The sequence below is a fragment of the Methanobacterium formicicum DSM 3637 genome, assembly GCF_000302455.1.
Lineage (GTDB): Archaea > Methanobacteriota > Methanobacteria > Methanobacteriales > Methanobacteriaceae > Methanobacterium > Methanobacterium formicicum_A.
In genome coordinates, this window is the sequence record NZ_AMPO01000001.1 from 65,001 (window position 1) to 90,799 (window position 25,799).

Annotated in this window: 26 protein-coding genes and 2 tRNA genes (1 of these 28 only partly in view); 18 read left to right on the forward strand and 10 right to left on the reverse strand. The window is 37.9% G+C overall.

What is annotated here, in order from left to right; genetic code table 11:
• The 13 genes from mcrA to A994_RS00425 all read left to right on the forward strand — a co-directional run.
• Positions 1-68, forward strand: the 3' end of a protein-coding gene (mcrA, locus tag A994_RS00365) for a coenzyme-B sulfoethylthiotransferase subunit alpha (protein ID WP_004029250.1). 1,585 nt of this gene lie to the left of the window's left edge; the window shows 68 of its 1,653 coding nt (coding positions 1,586-1,653); its start codon lies off the left edge, out of view; its stop codon occupies positions 66-68.
• Positions 69-396: 328 nt separating this feature from the next.
• Entirely contained in the window at positions 397-567 is a 171-nt protein-coding gene (locus tag A994_RS00375) for a 4Fe-4S binding protein (RefSeq protein ID WP_004029251.1), read from the forward strand.
• Entirely contained in the window at positions 567-1,748 is a 1,182-nt protein-coding gene (locus tag A994_RS00380; protein ID WP_004029252.1) for an NAD(P)/FAD-dependent oxidoreductase, read from the forward strand. Before A994_RS00375 ends, A994_RS00380 begins: the two co-directional genes overlap by 1 nt.
• A 73-nt stretch (positions 1,749-1,821) precedes the next feature.
• A complete protein-coding gene (locus A994_RS00385) occupies positions 1,822-2,463 on the forward strand; it encodes a TetR/AcrR family transcriptional regulator (protein ID WP_004029253.1) in 642 nt (213 codons plus the stop codon).
• A 129-nt stretch (positions 2,464-2,592) separates the two neighbouring features.
• Entirely contained in the window at positions 2,593-3,249 is a 657-nt protein-coding gene (locus A994_RS00390; protein ID WP_004029254.1) for a TetR/AcrR family transcriptional regulator, read from the forward strand.
• Between the two features lie 397 nt (positions 3,250-3,646).
• Positions 3,647-4,204, forward strand: coding sequence for an alpha/beta fold hydrolase (locus A994_RS12780; protein ID WP_004029255.1), 558 nt, complete (start codon positions 3,647-3,649; stop codon positions 4,202-4,204).
• Entirely contained in the window at positions 4,201-4,383 is a 183-nt protein-coding gene (locus A994_RS13005; RefSeq protein WP_237739682.1) for a hypothetical protein, read from the forward strand. The genes A994_RS12780 and A994_RS13005 overlap by 4 nt, the downstream gene beginning before the upstream one ends.
• A gap of 34 nt (positions 4,384-4,417) precedes the next feature.
• On the forward strand, positions 4,418-5,896 hold the full coding sequence (locus A994_RS00400) for a condensation domain-containing protein (RefSeq protein ID WP_004029256.1): 1,479 nt from the start codon (positions 4,418-4,420) through the stop codon (positions 5,894-5,896).
• A gap of 58 nt (positions 5,897-5,954) precedes the next feature.
• Positions 5,955-6,614 carry a DUF2284 domain-containing protein gene (locus A994_RS00405; protein WP_004029257.1) on the forward strand — a complete coding sequence of 220 codons (660 nt, stop codon included), beginning with the start codon at positions 5,955-5,957 and terminating at the stop codon, positions 6,612-6,614.
• Positions 6,615-6,667: 53 nt separating this feature from the next.
• A complete protein-coding gene (locus A994_RS00410; protein ID WP_004029258.1) occupies positions 6,668-7,531 on the forward strand; it encodes an AAA family ATPase in 864 nt (287 codons plus the stop codon).
• 30 nt (positions 7,532-7,561) lie between these two features.
• Positions 7,562-8,794, forward strand: a complete 1,233-nt coding sequence (locus A994_RS00415) for a VWA domain-containing protein (RefSeq protein ID WP_004029259.1) — start codon at positions 7,562-7,564, stop codon at positions 8,792-8,794.
• 115 nt (positions 8,795-8,909) lie between these two features.
• Positions 8,910-9,683, forward strand: a complete 774-nt coding sequence (locus A994_RS00420; protein ID WP_004029260.1) for a TetR/AcrR family transcriptional regulator — start codon at positions 8,910-8,912, stop codon at positions 9,681-9,683.
• Positions 9,684-9,802: 119 nt separating this feature from the next.
• Positions 9,803-10,699 carry an SAM-dependent methyltransferase gene (locus tag A994_RS00425; protein ID WP_004029261.1) on the forward strand — a complete coding sequence of 299 codons (897 nt, stop codon included), beginning with the start codon at positions 9,803-9,805 and terminating at the stop codon, positions 10,697-10,699.
• Positions 10,700-10,712: 13 nt separating this feature from the next.
• Here A994_RS00425 and A994_RS00430 read toward each other — a convergent pair whose 3' ends face one another.
• Positions 10,713-12,182 carry a bifunctional ADP-dependent NAD(P)H-hydrate dehydratase/NAD(P)H-hydrate epimerase gene (locus A994_RS00430; protein WP_004029262.1) on the reverse strand — a complete coding sequence of 490 codons (1,470 nt, stop codon included), beginning with the start codon at positions 12,180-12,182 and terminating at the stop codon, positions 10,713-10,715.
• 145 nt (positions 12,183-12,327) lie between these two features.
• Here A994_RS00430 and A994_RS00435 point away from each other — a divergent pair, with 145 nt between their 5' ends.
• Positions 12,328-14,256 (forward strand): 3H domain-containing protein, encoded by a 1,929-nt coding sequence (locus A994_RS00435; protein WP_004029263.1) that lies wholly within the window; start codon positions 12,328-12,330, stop codon positions 14,254-14,256.
• 203 nt (positions 14,257-14,459) lie between these two features.
• On the opposite strand, the gene fhcD is transcribed toward A994_RS00435, so the two are convergent.
• The 3 genes from fhcD to A994_RS00450 all read right to left on the reverse strand — a co-directional run bounded on the left by fhcD (position 14,460) and on the right by A994_RS00450 (position 17,332).
• Complete coding sequence (gene fhcD / locus A994_RS00440) at positions 14,460-15,353, reverse strand: formylmethanofuran--tetrahydromethanopterin N-formyltransferase (protein ID WP_004029264.1); 894 nt, start codon at positions 15,351-15,353, stop codon at positions 14,460-14,462.
• 207 nt (positions 15,354-15,560) lie between these two features.
• Complete coding sequence (locus tag A994_RS00445; RefSeq protein ID WP_048203979.1) at positions 15,561-16,577, reverse strand: UPF0104 family protein; 1,017 nt, start codon at positions 16,575-16,577, stop codon at positions 15,561-15,563.
• 272 nt (positions 16,578-16,849) lie between these two features.
• Positions 16,850-17,332 (reverse strand): metallophosphoesterase, encoded by a 483-nt coding sequence (locus A994_RS00450; RefSeq protein ID WP_004029266.1) that lies wholly within the window; start codon positions 17,330-17,332, stop codon positions 16,850-16,852.
• A gap of 487 nt (positions 17,333-17,819) precedes the next feature.
• Between A994_RS00450 and A994_RS00455 the strand changes: the two genes are divergently transcribed.
• The 3 genes from A994_RS00455 (at position 17,820) to A994_RS00465 (ending at position 21,410) form a co-directional block, all read left to right on the forward strand.
• Entirely contained in the window at positions 17,820-18,605 is a 786-nt protein-coding gene (locus A994_RS00455; RefSeq protein ID WP_004029267.1) for a slipin family protein, read from the forward strand.
• A 302-nt stretch (positions 18,606-18,907) separates the two neighbouring features.
• On the forward strand, positions 18,908-20,338 hold the full coding sequence (locus A994_RS00460) for a TrkH family potassium uptake protein (protein ID WP_004029268.1): 1,431 nt from the start codon (positions 18,908-18,910) through the stop codon (positions 20,336-20,338).
• A 121-nt stretch (positions 20,339-20,459) separates the two neighbouring features.
• Positions 20,460-21,410, forward strand: coding sequence for a metal-dependent hydrolase (locus A994_RS00465; RefSeq protein WP_004029269.1), 951 nt, complete (start codon positions 20,460-20,462; stop codon positions 21,408-21,410).
• A gap of 117 nt (positions 21,411-21,527) precedes the next feature.
• On the opposite strand, the gene A994_RS00470 is transcribed toward A994_RS00465, so the two are convergent.
• From A994_RS00470 to A994_RS00485, 4 genes are all read right to left on the reverse strand, one after another.
• Positions 21,528-22,148, reverse strand: a complete 621-nt coding sequence (locus A994_RS00470) for an MBL fold metallo-hydrolase (RefSeq protein ID WP_004029270.1) — start codon at positions 22,146-22,148, stop codon at positions 21,528-21,530.
• An 88-nt stretch (positions 22,149-22,236) separates the two neighbouring features.
• A tRNA-Trp gene (locus tag A994_RS00475) sits at positions 22,237-22,390 on the reverse strand.
• A 40-nt stretch (positions 22,391-22,430) separates the two neighbouring features.
• A tRNA-Cys gene (locus A994_RS00480) sits at positions 22,431-22,502 on the reverse strand.
• Between the two features lie 227 nt (positions 22,503-22,729).
• Positions 22,730-23,113 (reverse strand): DUF3221 domain-containing protein, encoded by a 384-nt coding sequence (locus tag A994_RS00485; RefSeq protein ID WP_048203980.1) that lies wholly within the window; start codon positions 23,111-23,113, stop codon positions 22,730-22,732.
• A gap of 169 nt (positions 23,114-23,282) precedes the next feature.
• Between A994_RS00485 and A994_RS00490 the strand changes: the two genes are divergently transcribed.
• Positions 23,283-23,552 (forward strand): hypothetical protein, encoded by a 270-nt coding sequence (locus A994_RS00490; protein ID WP_004029272.1) that lies wholly within the window; start codon positions 23,283-23,285, stop codon positions 23,550-23,552.
• Positions 23,553-23,735: 183 nt separating this feature from the next.
• Here the strand turns inward: A994_RS00490 and A994_RS00495 are convergent, their stop codons facing one another.
• Positions 23,736-24,575 carry a pyrroline-5-carboxylate reductase dimerization domain-containing protein gene (locus A994_RS00495; RefSeq protein ID WP_004029273.1) on the reverse strand — a complete coding sequence of 280 codons (840 nt, stop codon included), beginning with the start codon at positions 24,573-24,575 and terminating at the stop codon, positions 23,736-23,738.
• A 194-nt stretch (positions 24,576-24,769) separates the two neighbouring features.
• Positions 24,770-25,561, reverse strand: coding sequence for a class I SAM-dependent methyltransferase (locus A994_RS00500; RefSeq protein WP_004029274.1), 792 nt, complete (start codon positions 25,559-25,561; stop codon positions 24,770-24,772).
• Positions 25,562-25,799: the final 238 nt, after the last annotated feature.

The window sequence follows — 25,799 nt, forward strand, 5'->3', positions numbered from 1 at the left end:
TCGCCAAAGGTGCTCTACGAGAATTCCTGCCTGGCGGAGAAAGGGACTTAATCATCCCTGCTTTATAAGCAGATTGATAAAAAACCTAGAACAATGTGGATTAATATCCACAATCTTATTTTATTTTTTTAGATTAATTTTAGTTTTATTTCAGCATTTAAGCAAAATTCTTTCTTTAAAATGAATAATCATTTCAATAGAATTACGTTTTTTTATGTAATTAAATCAAATTTTAATGTAATTAAACCAAAGCTTATTATTTCAAAGTTTATTATTTCAACACCACTTCTCAACCTGAACACAACATTTATAACCCATGGTAACCACTGGTTATTAATATAAATAATGGTTATATTTTTTAAAATCATATAAAACATGTTTTTGAGGTGAGGATTTATGATAGTTAAAGAATGGTGCATGTACTGCGGGGAATGTGCAGGGGTTTGCCCCCGGAACCTCATTCAGGTACGAGAACTAACACTGGAATTCAACAACGAAGAATGTAACAATTGTAAGATTTGTATTCAGGTATGTCCGGTTAAGGCCCTGGAGGAAGAGGTGGTTTAATGTTGGAAACAGATATTCTAATCATAGGAGCTGGGCCTGCCGGCTCCATGGCAGCCAAACACGCAGCTTTAAACGGAGCAAAAGTACTCCTGGTCGATAAAAAATCAGAAATTGGTGCTCCTAAAAGATGTGCAGAAGGAGTATCCAAAGATGGACTAAAGAGGTTAGGAGTAACTCCAAATCCTAGATGGATAGCCAGTGACATTAACAAAGTGCGTCTGGTTTCACCCAATGGAACCGACGTACTGCTGGACGAAGATAAGGTTAAATTATCTGAGGTGGGTTATGTTCTGGAGAGAAAAGTCTTCGACAAACACCTGGCCATGGATGCAGCCCGTGCCGGTGCCCAGATCATGGTTAAAACCATAGCCACTGGCATGAGCAAAGAAAATGATGGGATCGTTGTCCAGCTGGAACACATGGGAACTCCCTTTGAAATAAAAGCCAGAATAGTCATAGGTGCCGATGGCCCAGAATCAAGAGTAGGTAGATGGGCCGGTCTTAAAACCGGTTTAAAACCAGGTAACATGGAATCATGCGCCCAGTTTGAAATGGTGGGCGTGGATATGAAACAACCTGGCTGCCTCGAACTCATATTTGGAAGCATAGCTCCGGGCGGTTACGCCTGGATATTCCCAAAAGGCGAAGATATAGCCAACGTGGGTTTAGGAATTATCAGCAACAAAACCGATAAAACAGCTTACCAGCACCTTCTGGAATTTGTGGACAAATACCCCGGGACCCAGAATGCCCAGCCTGTGGAACTGAATGTGGGTGGTGACCCGGTGGGAGGACTCCACAAAGAATTAATCACTGACAACGTCCTCATCACTGGAGACGCAGCAGGAATGGTAAATCCCCTTGATGGTGGAGGTATCATCAGTGGAATGACCGGAGGACGTATAGCAGGTGAGGTGGCTGCACAGGCCATTGCAGATGGAGATTACTCTAAAAAGAACCTTAAAGAATACCAGAAACGCTGCCAAAAAGAGATAGGGGACTCATTTAAGAAATATCTTAAGGCCAAAGAGTATCTCTTAAGCCTTTCTGATAAAGAGCTGGATTCCATTGCAGATGCCTTCAATGAAAGTGATTTTGACCGGATAAGCCCTACTGATCTGTTAAAAGTGCTGGTTAAGGTATCCCCCAAAGCAATGCTCAAGTTAGGTAAATTATTCTAATTAATTCCATTACCTAACTTTTTTGAAGAATTCTAAGGGCAGATGTAAGTGTGAATGGTTACGGTGATGTCAATTGTCAATCAAAGAAATAAGAAAACGTGAAAAAAAACAGCGACGTGACTATATCCTCAACGTGGCGGAAGAATTATTCTTCTCCAGAGGTTATGATGATGTCTCCATGAACCAGATTGCCCAGGATGTTGGCCTTAACAAAGCCACCCTTTACCTCTATTTTAAAAATAAGGAATCACTTTATTTTGCCATTGTACTTCGAGGAGTTCGAATTTTCAAGGAAATTCTCAAAAACAGGGTTGAAGTTGGAGTAACCGGGATAGACAAACTTGAAGAAGCAGGCCGTGCTTACTTTGCATTTTATAAGGATTACCCTGATTACCACGACGCTTACCTTTACTATAAATCAAAAAGGTTCCAAAACAGTGCCGATGAATATGCAATTCAAATAGAATCTGTTACTGCAAACATTATGATAATCATCTGTAATGCCATCCAGGAAGGGATTGGAGATGGAACTGTACGTGAAGGTGTTAAACCCATTGAGGTAGCTGTTTTTGTGGCGATAACTGCAGAAAGGATTGTGGGATTGGGCCCAACCACTTTAAAAGTACTGGAAAGTCAGGGCATTACTCATGAACAGTTCATTGAGGACTCCATGGACCTGTGGAAGCACATGGTTATGGAGACCATCAGGAAATAACCGATTTTCGCACCTATTGTATCCCCCAAGAGAGGTTTATACTTAATTATTAAAGTTCTAAAAACAAAACTATCATTAGTGTGATTAGTATACCTTTAAACTGATTATATTTAAGTTAGGTGAGATTCAATGTCAACAGCGGCCAGGAGGATGCGAGAGAAGGAACAGAGAAAACAGTCCATCATTGACGCTGCTGAGAAGTTATTTTTCACCAAAGGTTATGATAACGTTTCCATGAACGATATCGCCAAAGAAGTGGAGTTGAACCGAGCGACACTTTATATCTATTTTAAAAATAAAGAAGCACTATGTTTTGCAGTTATTTTACGTGGAGTTAAAATACTGAATGAAATGGTTAAAAATAACGTGAAATCAGCAATCGATACTCAAAAAATCAATGCTATGGGGAAATCATATTACACATTCTTCAGTTTATATCCCCAATACTTTGAGGTTTATACTTATTTTCAATCAGGAAGATTTGGATCAGATGTTGTTGGTTTAAGACGTCCCGCATGGGATGATGTAAGGGAAATAACCCGGTTGCAAAAAGAAATATTTGATATGCTTCATCTGGCCATAAAAAATGGAATTAAAATGGGGAAATTCTCTTCCAAACTTGATTCTTTATACGCAACCTTTTTGGTAATGAATGCCCTGGATACTATTTTAAACCCCCCTCCAATGATAATGAAGGAACTCAAAGATAGAGAAATTAATTTATATGAATTTGAAGCAGATTTCATGTATTTTGTTAATGAATTACTAAAAAACAAAGAATCATAAATATTTTTTTCTTTTTAAGCATTAATTTATTGTTTATATCATTAAATTACTTTTTCGAGTATTATTATTTTCATATTTATGACCCTACACCTATTTTCAAATAATTTAAAGGCTTTTTAACAAATTTATCCTTATCGGGTAGTTTATTTCCTTATCCTGTAGTTTAGTTCTTTATCGGGTAGTTAGTTCTAGGAAATTCAGTTCTAGATAATTCCAATAGATCATTGATCTTAACCGCAAAGTTTATATTTAATAATAACACCATGTTATTAAATAACAGACTGTTATAAAATTACGATGTGTTACAAAATAACAGCCTGTTGTAATATATGAATCAGAATTTCAGGAAAAAGTCATAAAAATGACAAAAAGCTCCCCCATCTGGAGGAAGAATAATATGCCTAAGGTTAAGGTTAATGATATAAACATCTATTACAAAATACACGGAGAAGGAGAACCTTTTATAGTAATCTGGGGAATAGGGGGAGAGATACTCCAGTTTACTCATCAACTGACTAACCTGATGAGTAAAAAATATAAGATTATTCTTTTTGACAGTAGAGGCACCGGCAGAACCGACAAACCAGACCATCCATATTCTATTGAGATGATGGCTGAAGACACTGTAATACTTATGGATGTACTTGGTGTCAAAAGTGCCCACATATTAGGAATATCCATGGGGTCACGTATTGCACTGTCAATTGCAGCGAAATACCCTGAAAAAGTGAAAAGTTTAATTTTAAACGTTGCTGCTGCCAGGTCCCCCCATAAAGATGACCCACAACCTGCAATTTCCTACAAACGTTTACACACTGCAATGACTCAACCAGGATTTCTGGACACTGTGAGTGAACATCCTCCCACCGTTGAATCATTTTTAAGACAGTTTAAGGCACTTAAAAATTTTGATGGTCGAAAAAGCTGGGAAAAATTACATCACCCACCCTCATAGTCAACAGCACCAAAGACGCGTCCACACCAGTAAAATTTGCCAGCGAACTTTCTAATGGGATAACTAATTCCAGATTGATCTTGGTTGAAGAGGACCACTTATTCATCAGGAACAAACCAGATTTACTGCTCAAACCTGTTAGAGAATTTTTAGAAGAAATTGAAAATAATGAAGGTTAATTAACATCTTTCAATTAAAAAGGAGAAGAATATTATGTCCGTGGTAAAAGATGATAGTAATACTGCCCATAACGGAGCAGAACACAATGTTTGCAATGATGATGTCTCTCGACATATCCGTAAAGTTAATAATCTTGAACGAGTTTATTTCTGGACTCCTTACAGTAATGTGTCACTGATTACAAGGATTAATGGTGATATTTCCCCAGAAAAACTGCGTTTGGCAATAAACACTGCTTGTAAAATGCACCCACTTCTTGGTGCCAAGATAGTGTTTGATGAGGATAACAATGCATGGTTTTCATCGGACAATGTTCCCCAACCTCCTTTTAAAATAATTCAACGAGTTTCAAACATACAATGGTTTGACAAATTCCAGCATGAAATCACCATACCTTTTGATTTGGAGAAAGGCCCAATGATAAGGTTTATGTTAATACATTCAGAGAAAGTTTCTGAATTAGTTATAATATGTAACCACTGCATTTGTGATGGTATGTCACTGACCTATTTGGTTCGGGATGTGCTCAATTACTGCGTGAATCCTGAAAAAGAGATTGAAATGATTCCCCCACAGAATATGATTGATTTTTTTCCAAAAAAAGGTTTTTCGATTTCCTCCATTATGATGCGTCTTTTCATATCTCAAGCTAATAGAAAATGGAAAAAAAAACCTTATACTTTTGAATATGAAGATTCTGTTGCCCTACAGAATACATACTGGGATAAAAATAGATTTAACACGGTTCTTCTGGAACTTGACCCCAACCAGACCAGAGGTCTTTCAAACAGATGCCGAGAAAATGGGGTAACAGTTGGATCTGCTGTCACCACCGCATTCATTGCAGCACGTGAAGAAATTAATGGGCCGTTTAAAAAGAATCAGAAACAAATCTGGATCCCATTTGACCTACGCAGACATGCCAAGGAAGAAATAGGGGATGTATTTTGCCTCTGTGTAGGAGCACCAAGTTTTTCCTATACATATAACTCCAAAAAACCATTCTGGGAGAATGTTTCCATATTACATGAAGAAATCCATAAAAGGGTGGAAAAATTGGATTCTGAGGCCCTTGAAGTTCTGAACTTTCACCCCACACTCACCGATGCATTATCATCTTTTGCACCATTTGCAAAGGTTGTTCCAGAGGCCTATACTCAGACCGAGAATTTAAAACAGTTTTTAAACGATGAAAAGAACATTGCTTTTTCATTTGCAAAAAAAGCAGAGCACATGGTACCCGGCACGATTGCATCAAATCTAGGCAGGCTGAACATACCCGAGATTTACGGGGACCTTAAAATTGATCAAATGATTTTTCTCCCGGTAATGAGCAATTCTGTTCCATTAACCATGGGAGGAGTCAGTATAGGTGATAAATTGGTATTTTCACTTATTTATCCTGAGCCAAAAAACAGTGCTGGTTCGGTGACCCTGGAGATGATCCAGATACGCAACAAAGCACTGGAATGCCTTGGATTCCCAGATAAAATCAGCAAAATTGCTTTTTGATTAAGATCATGTTATTTAGCTCAGTTATTCTAATTAAAATATGAAATTAGGTGGAAATTTGCAGGTAGAACAAATTTTAGGTGGAAAAATGCCAAAAAATGATAATTACGTGGTTTTAGAAAAATTTGCTCTGGATTTAGGGGTTACCTCTACAAAGATCATCCCTGCTGAAAAAGTAGTAGTCGAAGATAGAGTACGCCTCAAGTGCATGGTCTGTCCTTACTATGGGAAGAACCTGAAATGTCCCCCCTATACTCCAAGCATAGAGGAATTCAAGAGGATGCTGAATGATTACAGTACTGCCATGATTGTTAAGCTCAAACCTCCGGAAATATCCGGAAAAATAGAAAAATATGAGCAAATAAAAGGAGAAAAATCTCGGCTGTGGAATCAGGACTTAAACAATTTATCACCCACAATATGGGCAGATATATCCAATATTTACAAAACCATGTTAACTGATTTACTGGAAATCGAAAGAGCAGCCTTCAATCAGGGATATTCCTTTGCTATAGCATTTTTTGGTGGAAAATGCCTGTTATGTGAAAATTGTGACCTGGATAATGGTTGCCAGAACGCGTTGATGGCACGTTTTTCAGCTGAAGCCATGGGCATCAATGTGTTGAAAACAGCAGAAAATGTAGGAATAGAACTTAAGTTTCCAAGTGAGGGCAATCGAACCCCAATAACTCCAATTGGCTTATTACTAATAGATTAATGAGAATTAATGATTTATGACGAATTAATGATGTGACCAATGAGGGTGATTTCATGAGTGAAATTGTTTTGAATACAGATTACGTGGAAAAAGTATTGGAAGAGAATAGTTACGTTCCAGACGATACCATCGTTAACGTGGTGTTTCTGGCATTATCACTTAAAAAACCCATTCTAATTGAAGGTCCTCCCGGAACTGGTAAAACTGAGCTTTCCAAGGCCGTGTCAAGGGCATTTATGAGGGATTTTTTTAGGGTGCAGTGTTACGAAGGTATAACTTTTGAACAGATCATAGGAGAATGGAACTACCAAAAACAGTTACTGCATCTTGAAATGTCAAAAATAAAGGATAATCAGCAGGATAATGTGGAGAATGATGTTTTTCAGGGAGATTTTTTCATTAAAAGACCACTTCTTTCTGCATTCATGAACGATAAATCCTCGGTTATCCTGATTGACGAGATTGATAAGGCAGATGAAGAGGTGGAGAGTTTTCTTCTGCAAGCACTGGGGGAAAAACAGATCACAGTGAATGATCTGGGGACATTTGATCTTAAAAATGATCTTCTGGTGATTTTGACTTCGAACTCCCAGCGGCAGCTACTGGATGAGACCAAAGATCGTTGCCTCTATCTCTATATTGATTATCCCTCCTTCAAAAGAGAGGTGGAGATCGTGAAGACTCATTTACCGGATGCTTCCCCCCATTTAGTGGAAGATGTGGTTCATGCTATGCAGAAGATCCGGAGGATGAACCTCACAAAAATACCCTCCATCCGGGCCACTGTAGACTGGATTAAAGGCGTGATTATGTTTGATGGAAATAAATTAAACGAAGATTCCCTTAAAAAAACCATCAACGTGGTCATAAAAAACGAAGAAGACCGGGAAAAAGTTTTGGAATCATTCTATAAGTGAAAATTTCTTTGAGTGAAAAAGTGAAAAAAAATGAAAAAAGATCTCATTAGATTCTCAGGAATTCTAAGGGAAAATGGAATTCCTGCCAGTCTTAGATGTACCATGAGTGCTTATGAAGCCATTCCACTAATTGAAGAAGGTAATGGAGATTTAAAAGAAGCATTTGCATCAATTTATCTTAAAGACCATCTTAAAAGGAAAAAATTTGACGAAATTTACGAATCATTTTTTGAAGGGAAAGGAGATGTTCCCCAAGGCAATATCCATAAAACTCAGATTGATTCTAAAAATAGAACACAATCCCAATACCGTGCAACCACTAACCCGGATGAATCTTTCCACTCTAAAACCAAGTACATCCCATTTGCACACAGCATGGAACACATTAAAGATAGTCTTGATGATGATATAAAATTGGACTACATCGAAAATACCATGGGAGGAAGCAGTGATGAGAATTCTAAAAGTAATGCAGATAATAATTCACTTAAACGCAACCTTACGGAGTTAAATTCACTAGACCCAAAATTAATAGATTTATGCCAGAAATTAGGGAGAAAAATAGCCACCAAAAGATCAAGACGACTCAAACAATCAAAAAAACAAAAACCGGATATCAGACGGACCATCCGGAAAAATATGAAACATGGCGGGACCCTTCTGGAGATGGTGAAAAGCAAACCCCCTATAAAAAAGCACAACCATTACTTCTTAAACGATGTCAGCATTTCCTGTGACTGGATCAGTCTCTGGTTCTTCTGTATGGTATACGCAGCCCAACATTCTTTTAGCAATCTAAGGGCTTTTGAATTTGACAATAAAACCACAGAAATATCAGCTGCCCTCCAGGAAGACGAAGTGATCAATGCTTTTCTTAAAGTCCTGGAGATCAGGAAGCAAAATCAGATGATCCAAGGCAAATCCAATATGTTCACTGCCTTTGAAGGATTTCTCAGCCAGTCCAATTTAAACAACAGATCTTATGTTATAATTTTAAGTGACTGCAGGGACTGGGCTGGACCAAAACATGACAATCCATCCATGAAAACTGGACTTTTAACAAAATACGGACGTAAACCATTGAGTGCGGATCTGATTAAAGAAATGTCAAGAAATTCCAAAAAAGTTATAATCCTAAATCCTGAACCGAAAGCAAAATGGAATGTGGCAGATAGCTGTGTTTCATATTATGAAGATGCTGGTGCAGATTGCTTTGAGGTGAGGGATTTAGAACAACTGGAAAGCATTGTAAGCCAAATTTAACTGCTATATTTGATGGCAAAACATAATAAATTCCATTCACAATCGGTTAATTAAGAAGTTAAAACTGAGTTTTACGGGGTAAATTTAAATTACAAGTTAAAAGTAAGTTTATAACATGTCTACCTCAGACCGCAATGTGCGTAAAAAAGAAAAACGGCGAAACGAAATAATCAACGCCGCCGAGACTCTTTTCTTCTCCAAAGGTTATGAAAACGTTTCTTTGGATGAGATTGCCCGAAAGGTTGATTTAGGTAGATCCACCCTTTATCTATACTTTGAGAATAAAGAAGAACTATTTTTTGCAATTGTACTTCGAGGAACTATTATTTTATATTCATTGATTGAAGAAGAAACTCAGAAAGTAAAAATAGGTGTTGAAAAACTTGCTGCCTTCAGAAAAGCCTATTACACATTTGCAAAAACATATCCTGACTATTTGAAGAGTTATAATTATTTTCTCTCTGGAAGATTTGATCTTTCCAACATAAATATAAATAATAAACATAAAATTGGACAGATTGAGCACAGTAAATACTATTTAGAGTATAAAAAACTCATTGAGGATACTAATAGCTTAGCTAATTTTCCAATACCTAAATTCACCACAGGAGAGTACCTTAAGGAAATCCTAAATTTACGCAGCGACATGTTAAATATACTCTGTGACGCCATTAAACATGGAATAAATGAAGGAAACATCCGTTCTGATGTTAATCCTGTTGAGGCAACTGCACTCTTGACACTAATAGCCAATAGTTTGGATAATATGCCACCGGACTTGAGTAATTTGCTTGAAAGCCAGAATATCAGTCATGATCAATTTTTAATGGATGTTGGGGACTTTATAGGTTATATGGTTAGCAGTAAAGTTAGTAAAAAGCTAGAATAAACTTTAATTTTCTTTAATATCTTTCTCTTTAGTTTTTTTCAAGGAAGGGAAAACTATTTATATATAATGACACCATGTCATTAAATGACATTATGTCATTTTATCAAAGGTGAAGATTTATGGAAAAAAATCAAATTAAGGCCAATAGAGAAGGGCCCAGCCAAATGGCAGAAGGCATTGCCATGCAGAGATTTGGAGAATCATCCAAAGGGGAAAATGAGCGTATCTGTTACGATCCGTATGCTATACATTTCATTAGGCCAGAAATAATAGAATTTGGAAAGAAACACCCGGAAGAAGCAAAAAAACTTATTGAAAATACTGAACGCCTTTTTCCAGGATTAAGTAGTTCAATAATGGCCAGAGTCAGATATTTCGATGATTTCGTTAAAAAATCAGTAGCAGATGGCCTGAAACAGTTAGTCATACTTGGTGCTGGCTATGATACACGAGCATATCGAATTGAAGAATTAAAAAAGAATGTGAATATCTTTGAAATGGATCACCCCAACACTCAGGGTTTTAAAATAGAAAAAATCAAGGAAATATTCGGTTCTACTCCCGAAAATGTAGTTTATGTGCCAGTAGATTTTGAAAAAGAGAAAATTGGCGAAAAATTATTTGAAAATGGATTTATTAGTTCAAAAAAGACTCTTTTTATATTAGAAGGCCTGGTTATGTACATCCCTCCAGAATCTGTTGCAGAAATATTTTCATTCATAACTGAAAATTCAGCCAAAGGAAGTGGGGTTATTTTCGATTATTATCCTCAATCAGTAATTGATGGGACCTGTAAGCTGGAAATAGGACAAAACATCAGGAATCATCTGATAAAAATAGGAGAACCATTACAATTTGGAATCAAAGAAGGAGAGATCGAAAATTTCCTTAAGGAATTTGGATTTTCCAGTATCGAAAACGTGACCAGTGAAGACTATAAAAAAGCATATTTCCAAGGTAAAAATGAAAACAGAGATGTATGTGAGCTTTTATACTTTGCCCATGCAGTGGTTTAAACTAGATTATAATTTAAAAACATCGGGGAATGTATCTTAAAAGATCTGTAGCAGAAAAATTAAAGCCATATTCTCCTACTGCCATATCCCCCGCCCTTCCATTAATGTACGCCCCTAAAAAAGCTGCTTCAAATGCATTTTGACCCTGGGCAAGTAGTGCACCTATTAAACCAGCCAAACAATCCCCAGTTCCACCTACACTCATCCCGGGATTTCCAGTGCTGTTCAATTTAAGTTTGTCATTACCAGCTATGATATCCACTGCTCCCTTTAAAATTACCGTGGTATCAGACTCTCTTGAAACCTCACCAACCACCTTAATTTTATCCTGCAGATCCTGAGGAGCGGTTATGCCTGAAAATTCACGAAACTCTCCGGCATGGGGTGTGATTACAGTTTCATAGATTCTACGGGGTAAAACTCCAGGACCCAACATTTTCAGAGCATCAGCATCTATTACCATTGGTTTTTCAATTTCAACTGCCAGATCATTAACTGCTATAGCAGTTTCCTCTTCTCTCCCTATTCCACAACCCAGTACTACTGAATCAAAGTTTTCTGAGAGTTTAATCAACTCCTCAGTGTCTTTGGGATTAATAAAATCATCTGATAATCCATGGACAATCAAATCAGGAGAGTAAGATCTGATGACCGATGACAACTGTTGTGGACAGGCTACAACCGCCAAATCTGCACCTGCAGCAAGCGATGACAGGGCTGCTAGAGCCGGTGCACCAGAATACTCTTTACTTCCCCCAATTATCAGAACTTTTCCATTTTGACCCTTATGAGATTTTTGATCCCTTTTTTCAATACGCAGAAGATCGCCAGGTCCTGTGAATAATTCTGCTTCTTTGGGGATTCCAATGTCAAAAAGTTCAATACTCCCAACATAATCCACACTGGCAATGTTCAAGCCCACCTTAACCTTATGAAAGGTCACAGTTACATCAGCATGAACCGCCTTATCCGCAACCATACCTGAACCTGGATCAACACCGGTAGGCACATCCACTGCTACAGTGAATCCTTCGGACTGGTTGATTATATCCACTGCAGTAGATATCGGCTCACGGAGATTTCCCCTGACACCGGTGCCCAGAAGAGCATCAACTATCACTTCTGCATCTGTTTTGCGGAGATATGAAGAGTCCTTAACAATATTAAGTGATAGTGGGTTAGTTCCATTACTCATTCTCTCCAGAACTTCCCAGTTCAGCCTGGTTTCGGGTGATTTGATAAGGGCAGGGTCGGATAAAAATAATACTTCAACTTCAAAACCATGGTTTATGAGGTACCTGGCAGCTACAAATCCATCACCACCATTTCCCCCATTTCCAGCAAATATTGCCACTTTACAAGGGTTCCTGTTATTGATAATTCTTCTGGCCAGGCAGCTTCCAGCATTTTCCATTAGAGAGGTTTGTGGAATGCCCATGGCCTCAGAGTTGGCATCTGCAACCATCATATCCTTAGGAGTCATGTTATCACTAGTTATAATTATAAGAAAGATGATATTTAACCATACCCATAACATTTAGGGATTCCAGATAGTAAAAATCATTAAAATTGATTATAATAAAACTAAAATTGATTAAAATAAATAATGGTTGCATCACGGTGATGACTTGCAGACCCCTAGCCCTTCAATTCCCATAGTTCCTTCAATTCCTTTTTCAGTAATTAAATATCCAATAATTGCTGTGGTGGGATTGTTAATCTATGGAATAATCGGATCAACTGTTATAATGCAACTTGACCCCATAAATGCCGTTTATTTCACGGTTATCACCACTGCCACTGTAGGTTATGGTGATATAAGCCCACATTCACCCTTACAAAAATTTTTCGTAATCACCCTGGTACTGGGAGGAGCCAGTTTAATTGCTTATGCCTTTACTTTAATAATTATGGTGGTTTCCATGACTGTAGAAGATATTACATCAGGAGCAAGACACAGGCGGATGTTAAAATCCGTTAAAAATCATTTCGTCCTTTGCGGCTACGGGAGAGTAGGTAGCGCAGTTCATAACGAACTGTTAAAAAGAAAACAAGACGTTGTTATCATTGAAAAGGATCAAAAAATCGTTGAACAGGAGCTCTGGGAGGAACCGGATGTTCTTGCTATTCCAGGTGATGCAACCGACGAAAATATAATGAAAGATGCTGGTATTGAAAGGGCCAGGGGAGTTATAATAACCACCGGTGAAGATGTGGATAACCTTTTCATAACCCTCACTGCCCGAGAAATACACCCTGAAATATGGATCGTCACTCGAGCCAGCAAAAAAGTAAATATCAAACGATTATATCGTTCAGGGGCTAATAAAGTCATTTCACCCGAAAGTAGTGGTGCTGAAGACATATACTTCGCAGCTATCCAACCAACCATCATGAAGATCACCATGATGCATGATGTGAGACAAATCAGGAAAGAAGCTGAAATAATCTTAAAACACGGCTGCACCCTTGAAAACATCGAGTATCACCTACCAGAATTCAAAGAACCCCTGGCCAGGAAAATTGGGGTAAGTGAGATGGACCAGCTAGACCATTTTCTGGATAGTCTGGATAAATCCCCTGAAAGAAAAAAATCCTTAGAGCGGATTTATGAATCAGTAAGTGGCATACACTCCCACTGGATATCAGGACCGGATAAAGAAACCCTGGAAAAAGTGGCAGAAGATCTTAAGAAGGAAGGTTTGCTTTTGGGTGTGGACCTTGATGAAGAAGAAATTAAGGAAGTGGCTCGTAAGTACGGGAGATTGGTGGAAGTGGTTATCAAACCAGAAATAAAGATCACCGAAAGCCACGATGTCCGGGATATTAGGGAAGAAGCAGAGATCATCTTAAAACACGGCTGCACCCTTGAAGATATAGAATACTATTTACCCGGATTTCACGAACCCTTAAAAAGGAAAGTTGAGTTAAAAGACACTCAGGAGATGGATAGATTCCTTAAACGATTAGAGGAAGATTCTGCCAGGATGGAAGCCATGGAACGGCTTTACATTCTTTCAGGCGGGGGAATACACTCCCACCGCATAACTGGCCCTGACACTAAAAGCCTTAGTAATGTGGAAAGAGAGCTTAAGAGGAAAGGGTTCCTTTTAGGAGTTAATCTAAGTCAGGAAGAGATTTTCCAAAAGATCAAAGAATATGGAAGGGTGAGTGAACTTTTACTCAGACACGAGCCCGGTGTTACCACTGACAAGAAGATTATAATCAGTAATGGGGGAAGAATACTGGATTCAAAACACTACCTTCCAGGTTTAGAACAGGTTGTCACGAGGAAACTCTACCTAAAAGATAATGATGACCTTAAAAGATGTGAAGAGGAGTATAAGAAACCAGATGCCAGAAGATCATTAGATGCTCTGTCTCATATCTCTCGAAATATACACTCCCACACTGTCTCTGCCGCGGATGTTAAAACCATTAAAAAGATTATAAAAATGCTGGATAAATCAGGTTTACTTTTAGGGGCGGATCTGCCTGAAAAAGAAATTTGGGAGATAGTAGAAAGTGCAGAACCGGCTGGTTTCTGTATAGAATAAATATTTCGATGCAGAACAAAAATAGTACGAATAAAAAAACCCCTTAATGATCCCAAATCACATAAGGAACACGTGATTAATATCAAAATGAATGTTTAAGAATTTAAAGTGTTTATTGAAGTTGTTTGAATTGAAAGGTTAATTAAATTTGTTTAATAAAAAAATAAAGGGAAAAATCCCTTTAAACTATATTTTCAGGTTAATTAGAACAGATCTTGCAGGCTTATTTTGAAAGCGCCCAGGTCTCCACCGAAGTTACCTGCACTCATTTTCAGAACACCAGGAACCTGTACTGCTGCTTCTATACCTGCTTTCATGGCTGCTTTGACTGCTTCTTCATCCACACCATCAATAACGATTTCGTAAACTCCGTCTACGTTGGTGGGGATCTGGCATCCTTCCACATCATCCTTGAGGGTTACACACATTTTCTCGTTGGTGGATGCACCCAGGAATTTGTACTTGTTGGAGCCTACTTTGGAACCTGATGCAACTATTCCTCCAGGGAATGGTGTGATGGTTCCAGGAATTGATTCTATGGCATTTACAACTGCTTCTGCAGCCAGTAATCCTGATGCCGGAGTATCAGCCATTATAAATAAGTTTCCTCCAGCAACACCGGATTTGATTCCCAGTTCTTCTTCTACCAGGAAGTCGCCAGCCATGAGTGGGATGGAGTGTATGGTTCTTCCATCAATTTCAGTAACTTTCTCATAACCGTCACCGTAGAATTTGAGTTTTTTACCGGTGGTCATTTTTTCATCAGGGTCTTCCATGGCATCGAAAACTGCGGTGGTTGCTGCGGTGAGGATGCACATTCCCACACGTTCCAGTAATTCGTGGTCCAGTTTCTTCTTGCTCATGTTACAGATCATGATGATGTAACCCGGCCTGCCATCAGGGGTTTCTTCTGGTGGGACGTAACAGTCAATTCCTGCCTCTGCTGGGCAACCAATTACTGATGTTCCGTATCCAGTGGCTTCAGTAGCTGCGATCTTCGCCAGTTTTTTGGTTGCTGCGGTTACCAGCAGTCGGGATACCTGTATACCGAATGCTTCTGCAAAAGTGTCTTGTATTTCTACTCCGTTTATTTCCATGATAATCACCGACTTGATCTAGTGCTGGAGGTTTTATATATTTTTCCATTTGTTCTTAGGACAATACAGCTGATTTAAAAGATTTTAAGAGTAAAAATAGTTTGAATTTGACATATACCCTAGTTAAACCAATTCCAGACTATAATAAATCATATATTAATTACTTACCCGCAATGAGATAGCATGTTGATGTGTCCACAGGATAGGTTACAGTTTTTTAGTCATTTTATCCACTGCATCGGCACCGAAGTAGGGTAAAACTGCCACTCCTAAAATGGTAGTCATCCAGAAGGATATCAACCGTTCCACCAGAGTGGCGGCCGCACTAATCGATGCAGGTATGCCTGCGTAGGAGTAGAGGAGGATCATCATACCATCCACAGCACCTAAACCCCCTGGAAGTAATGGAATCATTCCTATAAGGGTGGAAATGACAAAAACTGCTGCTATGATCTCCAGAGGCGCGTTTATATTTAATGCCAGGAATACAACGTAAACCCGCATGATTTCAAGGCCCCATATTACAAAAGAAATTGGTATTCCATAGAGGAGAACCTTACGATCAGTGATCATAACTCTCATACTATCTTGAAACCCTCCAACCGCATTAATAGCCCTTTGTTCTACTCGATTGTGCATTTTACTGGAAATTCTTTTTAAAATATTTAAAAACCATCGCACAGCCCTGTCACCAAATTCACGGTTTATGGACATGTAAAGTGCCAGGAAGAAAACAACTATCAATATTATAAGGCCTATTACCAAGGTGATAACCATCCACTGGGGTAGGTTTATGTACAAGATAGCGGTTATTATGGTTATTATGGCTAGAGCTATGAAAGGAAAAGTATCAAGGCCTCTATCAGCAATAACCGTTGCAAAAGCATTTTCAAATGGTGACTGTGAATATTTACTGAGTAAATATGCCCTTACTGGTTCTCCACCCCCTCTTCCACTGGGGGTGATGTTGTTAATGGCCAGCCCCACCATGAGCATCGGGAGGAGGTGTCTTCGTTTAATGGATATATCCAGTGAAGAAGTGGTAATTGACCATCTTTCAGTCCAGAGACCGTATATAGCCAGTTGAATGATAACTGCCAGTGCCAAATACCATGGATTGGACTGTTGAAGGGCAGTTTCAATCTTTTCCGGGCCGATAAATAGCACCATTAAAGCCAGTACTCCAACACCTGCCAGCATCAGAATCAGCGTCTTATGCTTCATACCGATTCACCCGTTGTGCATTAATTTTTATCAACCATCACCACTCCACTGGATACAGATTTAACTAAATTAATAAGCATAAATTTCAGTGAATAAACGAAATCATAGCTTATAGCGAATTTATTTTTTTAAATTAAATTATGATACCAAATTACTGTCAAGTGAATCACTACAATCCAGTAATAATTGAATCAATTATTAAATCTGAATCGACTGCAATACACAGGAATCCACTAGTCTATTAAAATAACTATTTAAACTTTTAAAATGGATTAAAGTTGCACTGTTTCCCAGCTGAGATCAATGGTGTTCAGGAGTATCACTGTTTTCACCCCAGATACATATCCACAGGTTTCACCGGGATTGATAATCATTGTTTCGCCCTCTTCTACTTCCATTTGATGAGTGTGGCCACGTATAACCAGGTCATATTTTCGGCTTTCGGTTAAGGCATCCACCAGTGCTTGGTTTGTTCCATGGATTACCGCTATTTTTCTACCATCAACTTCTAATTCCTTGAAATCTTCCAGTGCACATAGTTTTGCATATGCTGCCCTTAATCCGCGCCTTTCACCATCGTTATTACCAAAAATTGCCTCTAATGGAGCTTGAAGTTTTTCAAATTCTCTTGATGTGAATGGAGCTATGAGATCACCAGCATGTACCACCATGTCAACCTTTGACTGGTTAAATACTTCCACTGCAGCCCTGATTGCTTTCAGATGGTCATGGCTGTCTGACATTATACCTATCATTTTCATCCCTCAAAACAATAACATCAAATGAAAAATCAGTTAATTAAAATCATTATAAGGTTAGGTTTGGAGATCATATATAACTTTCCATAAATGATAAAAATGGAAAATAAACCATCATCGCCAATTATTAACTTTTTTAGTTGATATTAAATTTAAATTAATTTTTTTAGGGAAAAATTCAATGTCTCGATAAGTTTAAAGAAATAACTTTAACTATTTAACATTAAAAATTGTAATAGTTATTACCCTTAATGTTTGGGCTCAATTTTCTCAGAGATTAAACTCATTTTCCATTATTTATTAAGAAAAATCGATTTATAACCTATTTTAAGCTCATTATTTACAAAAAAGTGATTCTCACTACTTTTTTATGATTTCCCCCATTTATTAATCATTACACCCTTCATATTATTTTATTAGACACTTGGACACATTATATTAATGAACAAATGAGTATTCAATCAAAGTACCGGAGGTTTTAAAAATGGATTTATTTACCCTTATCATAATTGGAATAGTGATATTAATTGTACTGGGACTTTCCATACGGATCGTGAACCAGTACGAAAGAGGAGTTGTTTTTAGATTAGGAAAGGTTATTGGTGTCAGAGATCCAGGACTTCGCATTATAATTCCACTGGTAGACCGGATGGTTAAACCATCACTGCAGATCGTTACCATGCCTATCCCTTCCCAGAAGATCATAACCCAGGACAACATATCCATTGATGTGGCAGCAGTAGCTTACTTCAAGGTGATAGATGCTTACAAGGCAGTGGTTGAAATTGAAAATTACAACCGTGCAGTTAACCAGATATCACAGACCACTGTTCGTAGTGTGGTGGGACAGTTCACCCTGGATGAGGTGCTCTCAGAAACACCAAAAATCAACCAGAAGATACAGGAAATCATAGACGGCCACAGTGAACCATGGGGTATTAAAGTTACCAACGTGGAGATCAAAGATATTAAATTACCCGACAGCATGCAAAGAGCCATTGCACTCCAGGCAGAGGCTGAAAGGGAGAAAAGGGCTAAGATTATATCTGCTGAAGGTGAATACTTGGCTGCAGGTAAACTGGGAGAAGCTGCAGACATCATCACTGAACACCCTGTGGCATTGCAGTTGAGGATCATGCAGGTTTTAAGTAACATTGCTGCAGAGAAAAACTCCACCATAGTGTTCCCAGCCCAGTTACTTAACAGTATAAGGGATATTAAAGATTTCCTGGGATCTGAACTGGAAGTCATGGAAAAAGATAAGAAATAATCCAATTAGCGAAATGGATATTTTTAACTGCCCCTCCTGTATCAAGAGTGATCCAATGTGAGTGATCTTGATGATCACTGGCAGTAAGTCCATTTTCTCCTTTTTATATTTTCCATGGAAAGCACATAATACACAACCCCATCTGAACATCCCAATATTTTTTTATTAAAGCCATGAAACCTTTTCATAAGAATACACTTCATATGAATATTTTTTTTAAATTTTAAACCATTTAAAGACAATTTAATTCTAAATCTGTCCTTAGTGAGATTTATATATAAGATTGACCATCTTCTGATTATATGAGAAATTATCTGGGGAAGAAGGATCTAATTTTAATTGCCAATCCTTTAGGAATGATAATGCAGGGCACCGGCATAGTAGTACTCATACCCATAATAATAGCCCTAATCTATGGTGAAAATGACTACGTTGGTTTTTTAGCCTTCGGAGCCTTTTCAATTTTAGTAGGAGCATTCTTAAGAAGGTTACCTGCTAATTTTAACCTGTTAAAACTCAAACACGGGATGATCATTGCATCCCTGGCCTGGCTTTGGGCCGCCCTTATTGGTAGTTTCTGTTTGATGTATTCAACCAACATAGATTTTTTGAATGCTTATTTTGAAAGTATGTCTGCCTGGAGTGGAAGTGGATTCACCATTTACGCCAACGTGGAAATCCTACCCAAATCAATCCTATTTTTAAGGAGCCTTATGCAGTGGGTTGGTGGGCTTGGAGTTGTTATTGTGGTCATAGGAGTTTTAATACGACCCGGAACTGCAGCAGCCCGATTATATAAATCAGAAGCACGTGAAGAAAAAATAAAACCCAGTATAACCGGTACCGTGAAAACTATCTGGTGGATATACCTTTTATACACCATTTTAGGTATTGTGCTCTACGTGATCGTGGGGATGAACCTGTTCGATGCCATTAACAATACCTTCACCAACCTTTCCACCGGAGGTATGTCCATTAAAAATGATAGTATTGGGGCCTATGGCAGCAATGCCATCTATATTGTAACCATGTTCCTGATGATTCTGGGAGGTACCAGCTTCCTGGTGCATTACAAAGCATTGAAGGGACGGGTTATTGACGTGTTTCACGATATCCAGTTCCAAGCAATGATAATTATAATTAGTGTATTTTACATTCTTTTAATTGTTAACGCTCACTTTACATCCATGGATTCTGCCTTTTTTGTAATATCCGCCCTTAGCTGTACAGGATCAAATATTCAACCAATAAGCACCATGATCAACTGGTCAGACTATGCCAAGGTGATTATTTTAGCCGCTATGATCATTGGAATGTCCGCCGGTTCCACCACCGGAGCCCTTAAACTGATAAGGGTAGTTACCCTGGTTAAAGGACTTTACTGGGAGATAAAAAAAATATTATCACCCCAAGGTTCAATCATCCCCCGTAAGATTAGTGGAAAACCCGTGGGAGATGTGGAAATCAGGGAAGCTGGAAGTTACACATTCATATACCTGTTTTTTATGTTTATAAGCTGGTTGGTGCTTATGAGTTATGGTTACGGTGGGATTGATTCATTGTTTGAAGTTGCATCAGCCCAGGGAAATGTGGGACTTTCCATGGGGATAGTATCTTACAACATGCCAGATGTTGCAGAACTTTTCATGATATTCAACATGTGGATTGGTCGAATTGAAATTATACCCGCACTGGTACTGTTAAAAGGCTTATGGGATGTTTTTAAGGGATAACTTTTTAAAGAATAATACAGTTTTAAAAGATAATACAATTTTAAAAGGATAATACAGAATATCTAATGGATAACTGATCTATGAGATTTTTTAGGATTAATAACCTGGGAAAGGTAGTATTATGGATTTTTTCACTCACTTCATCGTGCCCTTTGCTATTTTGACCCTTCTCAAGGTCAAAGGTTTTACTGTTAAAGACCGGCTTTCAGGGGGTTTTGGAGGGATATCTGTTGATTTTGATGTGATTTTCTTTGCAGTTGGTTTCCTGGCCCCTGAACTTTTCATTTTCACCCACAGAGGAATCACCCATAGTTTCATCTTTGGACTTGTAACTGCCATCATATTCATTTACATCATCTCTAGACCCTCTATAAATGGTTTTATCAGCCATTTAATCCGAAGAGATATTAAAATCAAATTCAATAAGCGAAACGTGATATTAGCATATTTTGGAGTTCTCACTCATCTTTTCCTGGACTTTCTGACCACCGGAGGCATACCCCTATTTTATCCATTTTCCCTGACCCGTTACAGTGCCAATCTTTATTATTATACTGATCTGGTCACTGCAATTGTTGCCCTGGCTGTTCTCATCATTCTTTACCTGCGTCTGGATCCCAAATACAAAAAAATTGCCCTGGTGGGATTTATGATTATGCTTATCTCCTTTGGTGGGATTCGTGCCGATGCAAAAATGGATACCCTCCAGAGTCAGACCCTGAGTGATGGTTACAATCAGATAACTGCTTATCCCACCTCAGACATGTTCACCTGGACTGTGGTGGAAAGTGACGGAGGTAATAAATATAAGGTTTTCACCTACAACACCCTGCAAAAAGAGTCTTCCAATTTAAGAGAGGTTAACAACCTCACCGTTAATAACGGGAGCTATGAATCTGCACAGGAGGCCATAAAATATGCAAATACCCTCCCTGAGGTGGAAAAGTTCCACTGGAATTTTCCTCATGCAACCATAAACGCGACTAAGACTGATTCTGGGTGGAATTTGACCTACTCTGATCTTATCGGGAACCATTATGAGCCTGGTGAGTTATCAGTGGTTGTATCTTAAAAATAATAAAAAAATATAATTCAGAAATGTTACATTAATTTAAGGATAATTATACCAATCTAATTCTCTAAGTATACCAATTTCTTTTAAAAATAAATTTTATTTTGAAATAAATCCTTAATAATATCCTGTTGACATTTCACGGGCCAGTTGAACATGGCGGGACCCATCATCTACAGCCGGACCATGGCCCGGTAAAAGATAGTGTATATCAAGTTTACTGAGTCTTTCCAGGGATTTTCTCATGTCATCCATATTTCCGCCCAGATCCACACGGCCAAAACCCCCACCAGAAAACACTGTGTCCCCTGAGATCAGGGTTTCACCATCATAGAGGCATATACTGCCCGAGGTATGACCAGGGGTGAGTAACACTTCAAAATCATGAATTTTATCCCCTTCATTTAGTTTACGGCTTACTTCCATTTTTTCCATGGTCTTTCCAAACATGGTGGCCAGAAGAACATCTTCATCCCCTTCTTCTAAGGCCCGTGCATCATTTGGGTGCATGGCCACTTCCAGATTCAGGTAACGATTGCCACCTATATGATCGTAGTGGTTGTGGGTGTTCACAATAAGGGATAGATCATCAACACTTGATCCTGCTTCTTTAATGGATTTTAAGATGTAATCCATGTTCTGACCGGTTCCAGTATCCACGATGATATCTTCAAATACATAGACATTGGAGTCATTTCCCCTTCCTTCAATTACAATGATGTCATTGATTTTAGGCAACAGCTTCACATCCTGATAATATTTTATCCTGATATAATGTTTGAGATGTTAAAATGGTTTTTAAGACAGTTAATAGAAAAAAAGTGAATGGGGTCACCGGGATTTGAACCCAGATCCTAGGATTTCTCTTGTCTCAGTACTCCAATCGATCATCATCCGATTGTATATACCTAACGTCAGAGCGCGCGTTTCTTCAAAGACAACTGGAGTCCCAGATGATAGCCAGATTACACTATGACCCCTATGGATTGGCCTTCTTAAAAGACCTTTTAAATGATTTAAAGCCAAGGGAGAGATTTGAACTCCCGTGTAATGGATCTGCAGTCCACCGCTTCGCCTCTAAGCTACCTTGGCGCATTAGATACGTATTGTATTGTTGCTATTTAAACCTTACGGAGGAAACTGTTCAACAATGGAAAACTGGCCGGTTACTAAAATGCTCAGAAAAGGTTGTAATTTAATTAATTTCAATTAACAACATCCTATTGTCAATAACAGAAATATTTTCAAAAATTTAGCTTATATTCCCTATTAATTAAATGAGATCATGAAAAAAAATTATAATTTGGAAACATTTGTGGTTAAGATGGAGTTATGATAATTTCTTTGGCTGTGGTTTGGGGTGGGTAGGAATCAACGAAGGGTCCGGTGAACATTACTGCCACGTTATCACCAGTTTTTAGATCGGTTGAAGAGGCATTTTCACGTTGGTTTCCATTCTTTTTGACCACTACTGTTTCTTTGTTGATTTTAACAGATAAATTATGGGTTTGGCTATTTCCACTGATCAATCCTTCAACTAAAATAGAATCCTGAGTGTTATTTTCATCCTGAGGATCAGCGTGACATATACCTATTATTTTACCATTCATATCGGCTTTTTCTCCGCCAGTTGCAAACATAACCCCGTATACGACCCCCATCATTAACACGACTAATATTGCAAATAAGGTTATGATCTTCATCTTCTCAAATCCTATTCTTTGACGATTACTGGCACCTTATCCCAGTTCTAAGAAATGTATAAGTTAATTCTACTATAAATGATTTATTACTCATCATCCACTTTCTAGGTTATCAAAAAACTTATTAACATTTCCAGAGATAGAAATAATTCGCATAGGAGGTTCCATCATGACAATAATCCTGGATCCAGTAACTATTTTGAACCTATTTTTCTGCATAATAATTGTTGGCTTAGGTTACTGGGAATATCGTAAAAAAGAGAGTTTAATTGCCCTATATATAGCCATAACTTTTTGTCTGTTTGGTATAGCTCATTTAGGTATCATACTAGGAGTTAAGAGCTCTAATATTTTCCTTCTGACCATTAGATCCCTTGCTTACCTGGTGATTATATACGCACTTTATAAAACTGCATTAGGACACTGGAATAAAGAATAAATCCCTGAAATGATATAATCGGAATGATATAATAATAAATCCAGTTAAATGTTATAATAATATTTTCTAGTTCAATTCGCTCTTAAACTTTAAAAACCATATTTTTAATCAAATCAACCACGACCAAAACCCAGCAAAACAATCAACAACAACCGTAGTTTACCAATCCACCAAATCTCCTTGTCAATCTAATCTATTCAATTGGACATATTCTGTGTGTAATTCATTCTCAAACTTTTCATATTTTTTCAGGGTGATATCAAAGAGTTCATCAAATACAGGAGGTAATTCACGGTCCAGCACGTCCAGTCCTTCTTCGGTGATGCCACCCCGGGTTGCCACCTTGGTGATAACATCCTCAAATGTCATATCAGTTTTCTGGAGAAGTTTGGCTGTTCCGTAGAGTGTTTCTATAACCATTTCCTCCGCCTCTTTTTGGGTGAAAAGACCTTCTTTTAAGGCAGATTCGGTAAATTTCATCAGGATTGATGATATGAATGCAGGGGCAGAGCTAGTTAAATTAGCTCCCAGTCCAAACTGGTCTTCTTTGACTATTTTTATTTCTCCAATGGCTTTGAAGGTTTGTTCAACAAACTCAGCATCAACGTCTTCCACCTGCTTATTATGGGCTACCAGAGAGATTCCTTCCCCCACTTCAGAGGTTAAACTGGGAATTACCTTACTTATCCTTCCTGGAAAAATCTTTTCAACATTTTCCATGGTTAAACCCGCAGCAATGTAAATGATGTGGGTTTTATGCGAGAGATGATCCTTTATTTCTTCCAGTAATTCTTTAACCCTGCCTGTATTAACGAATATGAATAGTTTCTGTGATTTTCGTGCTACAGTTACGTTGTCTGGAGCTATTTCCACCAGGGGATATGATTCCTTTAAATCTTTTAATTTATGGGGGGTGCGGGTGGTGATAATGAGGTCAGATTCTGCTAAAACTCCAGATGAAAGGATACCTCTGATGATCATACTTCCCATGGCACCGTAGCCAATGCATCCAATTTTTTCCATGTATTTTCTTCCCTTTTTTCGATTAATTTATTAAATGGAATGTTGATTCACTTTCTTTTAATTAATCCATTAATTCTAAATCTATGATTTGATTATAATTTTTAATTCTATGATTTCATATTAATCTATGATTTGTAAACTTAATTAAAAAAAATAATATTCAATTATGGCCAGTTTTCAGTTGATACCTGGATTTATTGTTTCATTCCCCCGTAGATGGAAAATATTCCATACTTGTAATAACAATCCACACGGGAGAATCCAACTGATTCCAGTGCATCTAACTGGATTTTCAGTGTGTCAGGGTGATTGTCGGGGTTATCCTTGTACTGTTCTGGTAAATATTCAAAACTCTTCTTGGTATTAAGTTTATCCTGGTTTTCGCGTATCCATTCACTCCAAAGTACACGATACCACTGTTCCAGTTCATCTACCGGGGCTTTTACAGTTTCAATATTCAAAAAGAATCCCCCTGATTTCAGATGGTTATATATGTACTGGAAAAGTGATTTTTTTTCTTCAGTAGAAATATGGTGAATAGCCAGGGAGGAAACAACCAGATCAAATTCATCGGGTAGGAGATTTTTATCCTGTGATCCATTATTCTGCGATTCATTATCTTGGGATTTTATATCATGCGATCCATTCTCCAGCAATTCCTGAAATGTTTTATGTATGAAATTCATCCCTTCATAGTTTTCTAGGTTTTCCCTGGCATTTTTAAGCATTTCCAGTGATCCATCCACCAGAGTGGCATTGATTTTATTATCTTCCTTTAATAACTCCAGGGTAATTGCTGCATTACCACATCCAAGATCCAAAATCTTAACTGGCTTTTGTGATCCATTGTTGCCTAAAAAATACCTATAAAATGATTTTAAGATTTCAAATAGCCTTTTTCGTTCCAGTATATAGATATCTGCATTTTCCATGAATTCCTGTGCATGTTCTCTTTCAGACCATTCTGATTTCTCAAATTTGCTCATGTTAATCGCCTTCTACATTATTAGAATATGATGAATCAGAGATATGAACTTTGATCTAGTTTATCGAAAAATGATAATTAATGGAAACATCTTGATTAAAAATATTTAGATCTTGATTTAATAATTAATGGAAAAATTAGAAATCTAACAGAAAGGGCATTTTAAAAAAATGATTAAAATACTAAAAAAATGAGGATTTAACCTGATGATTAACTGATTTGTAGCCATTTGTTAGTCA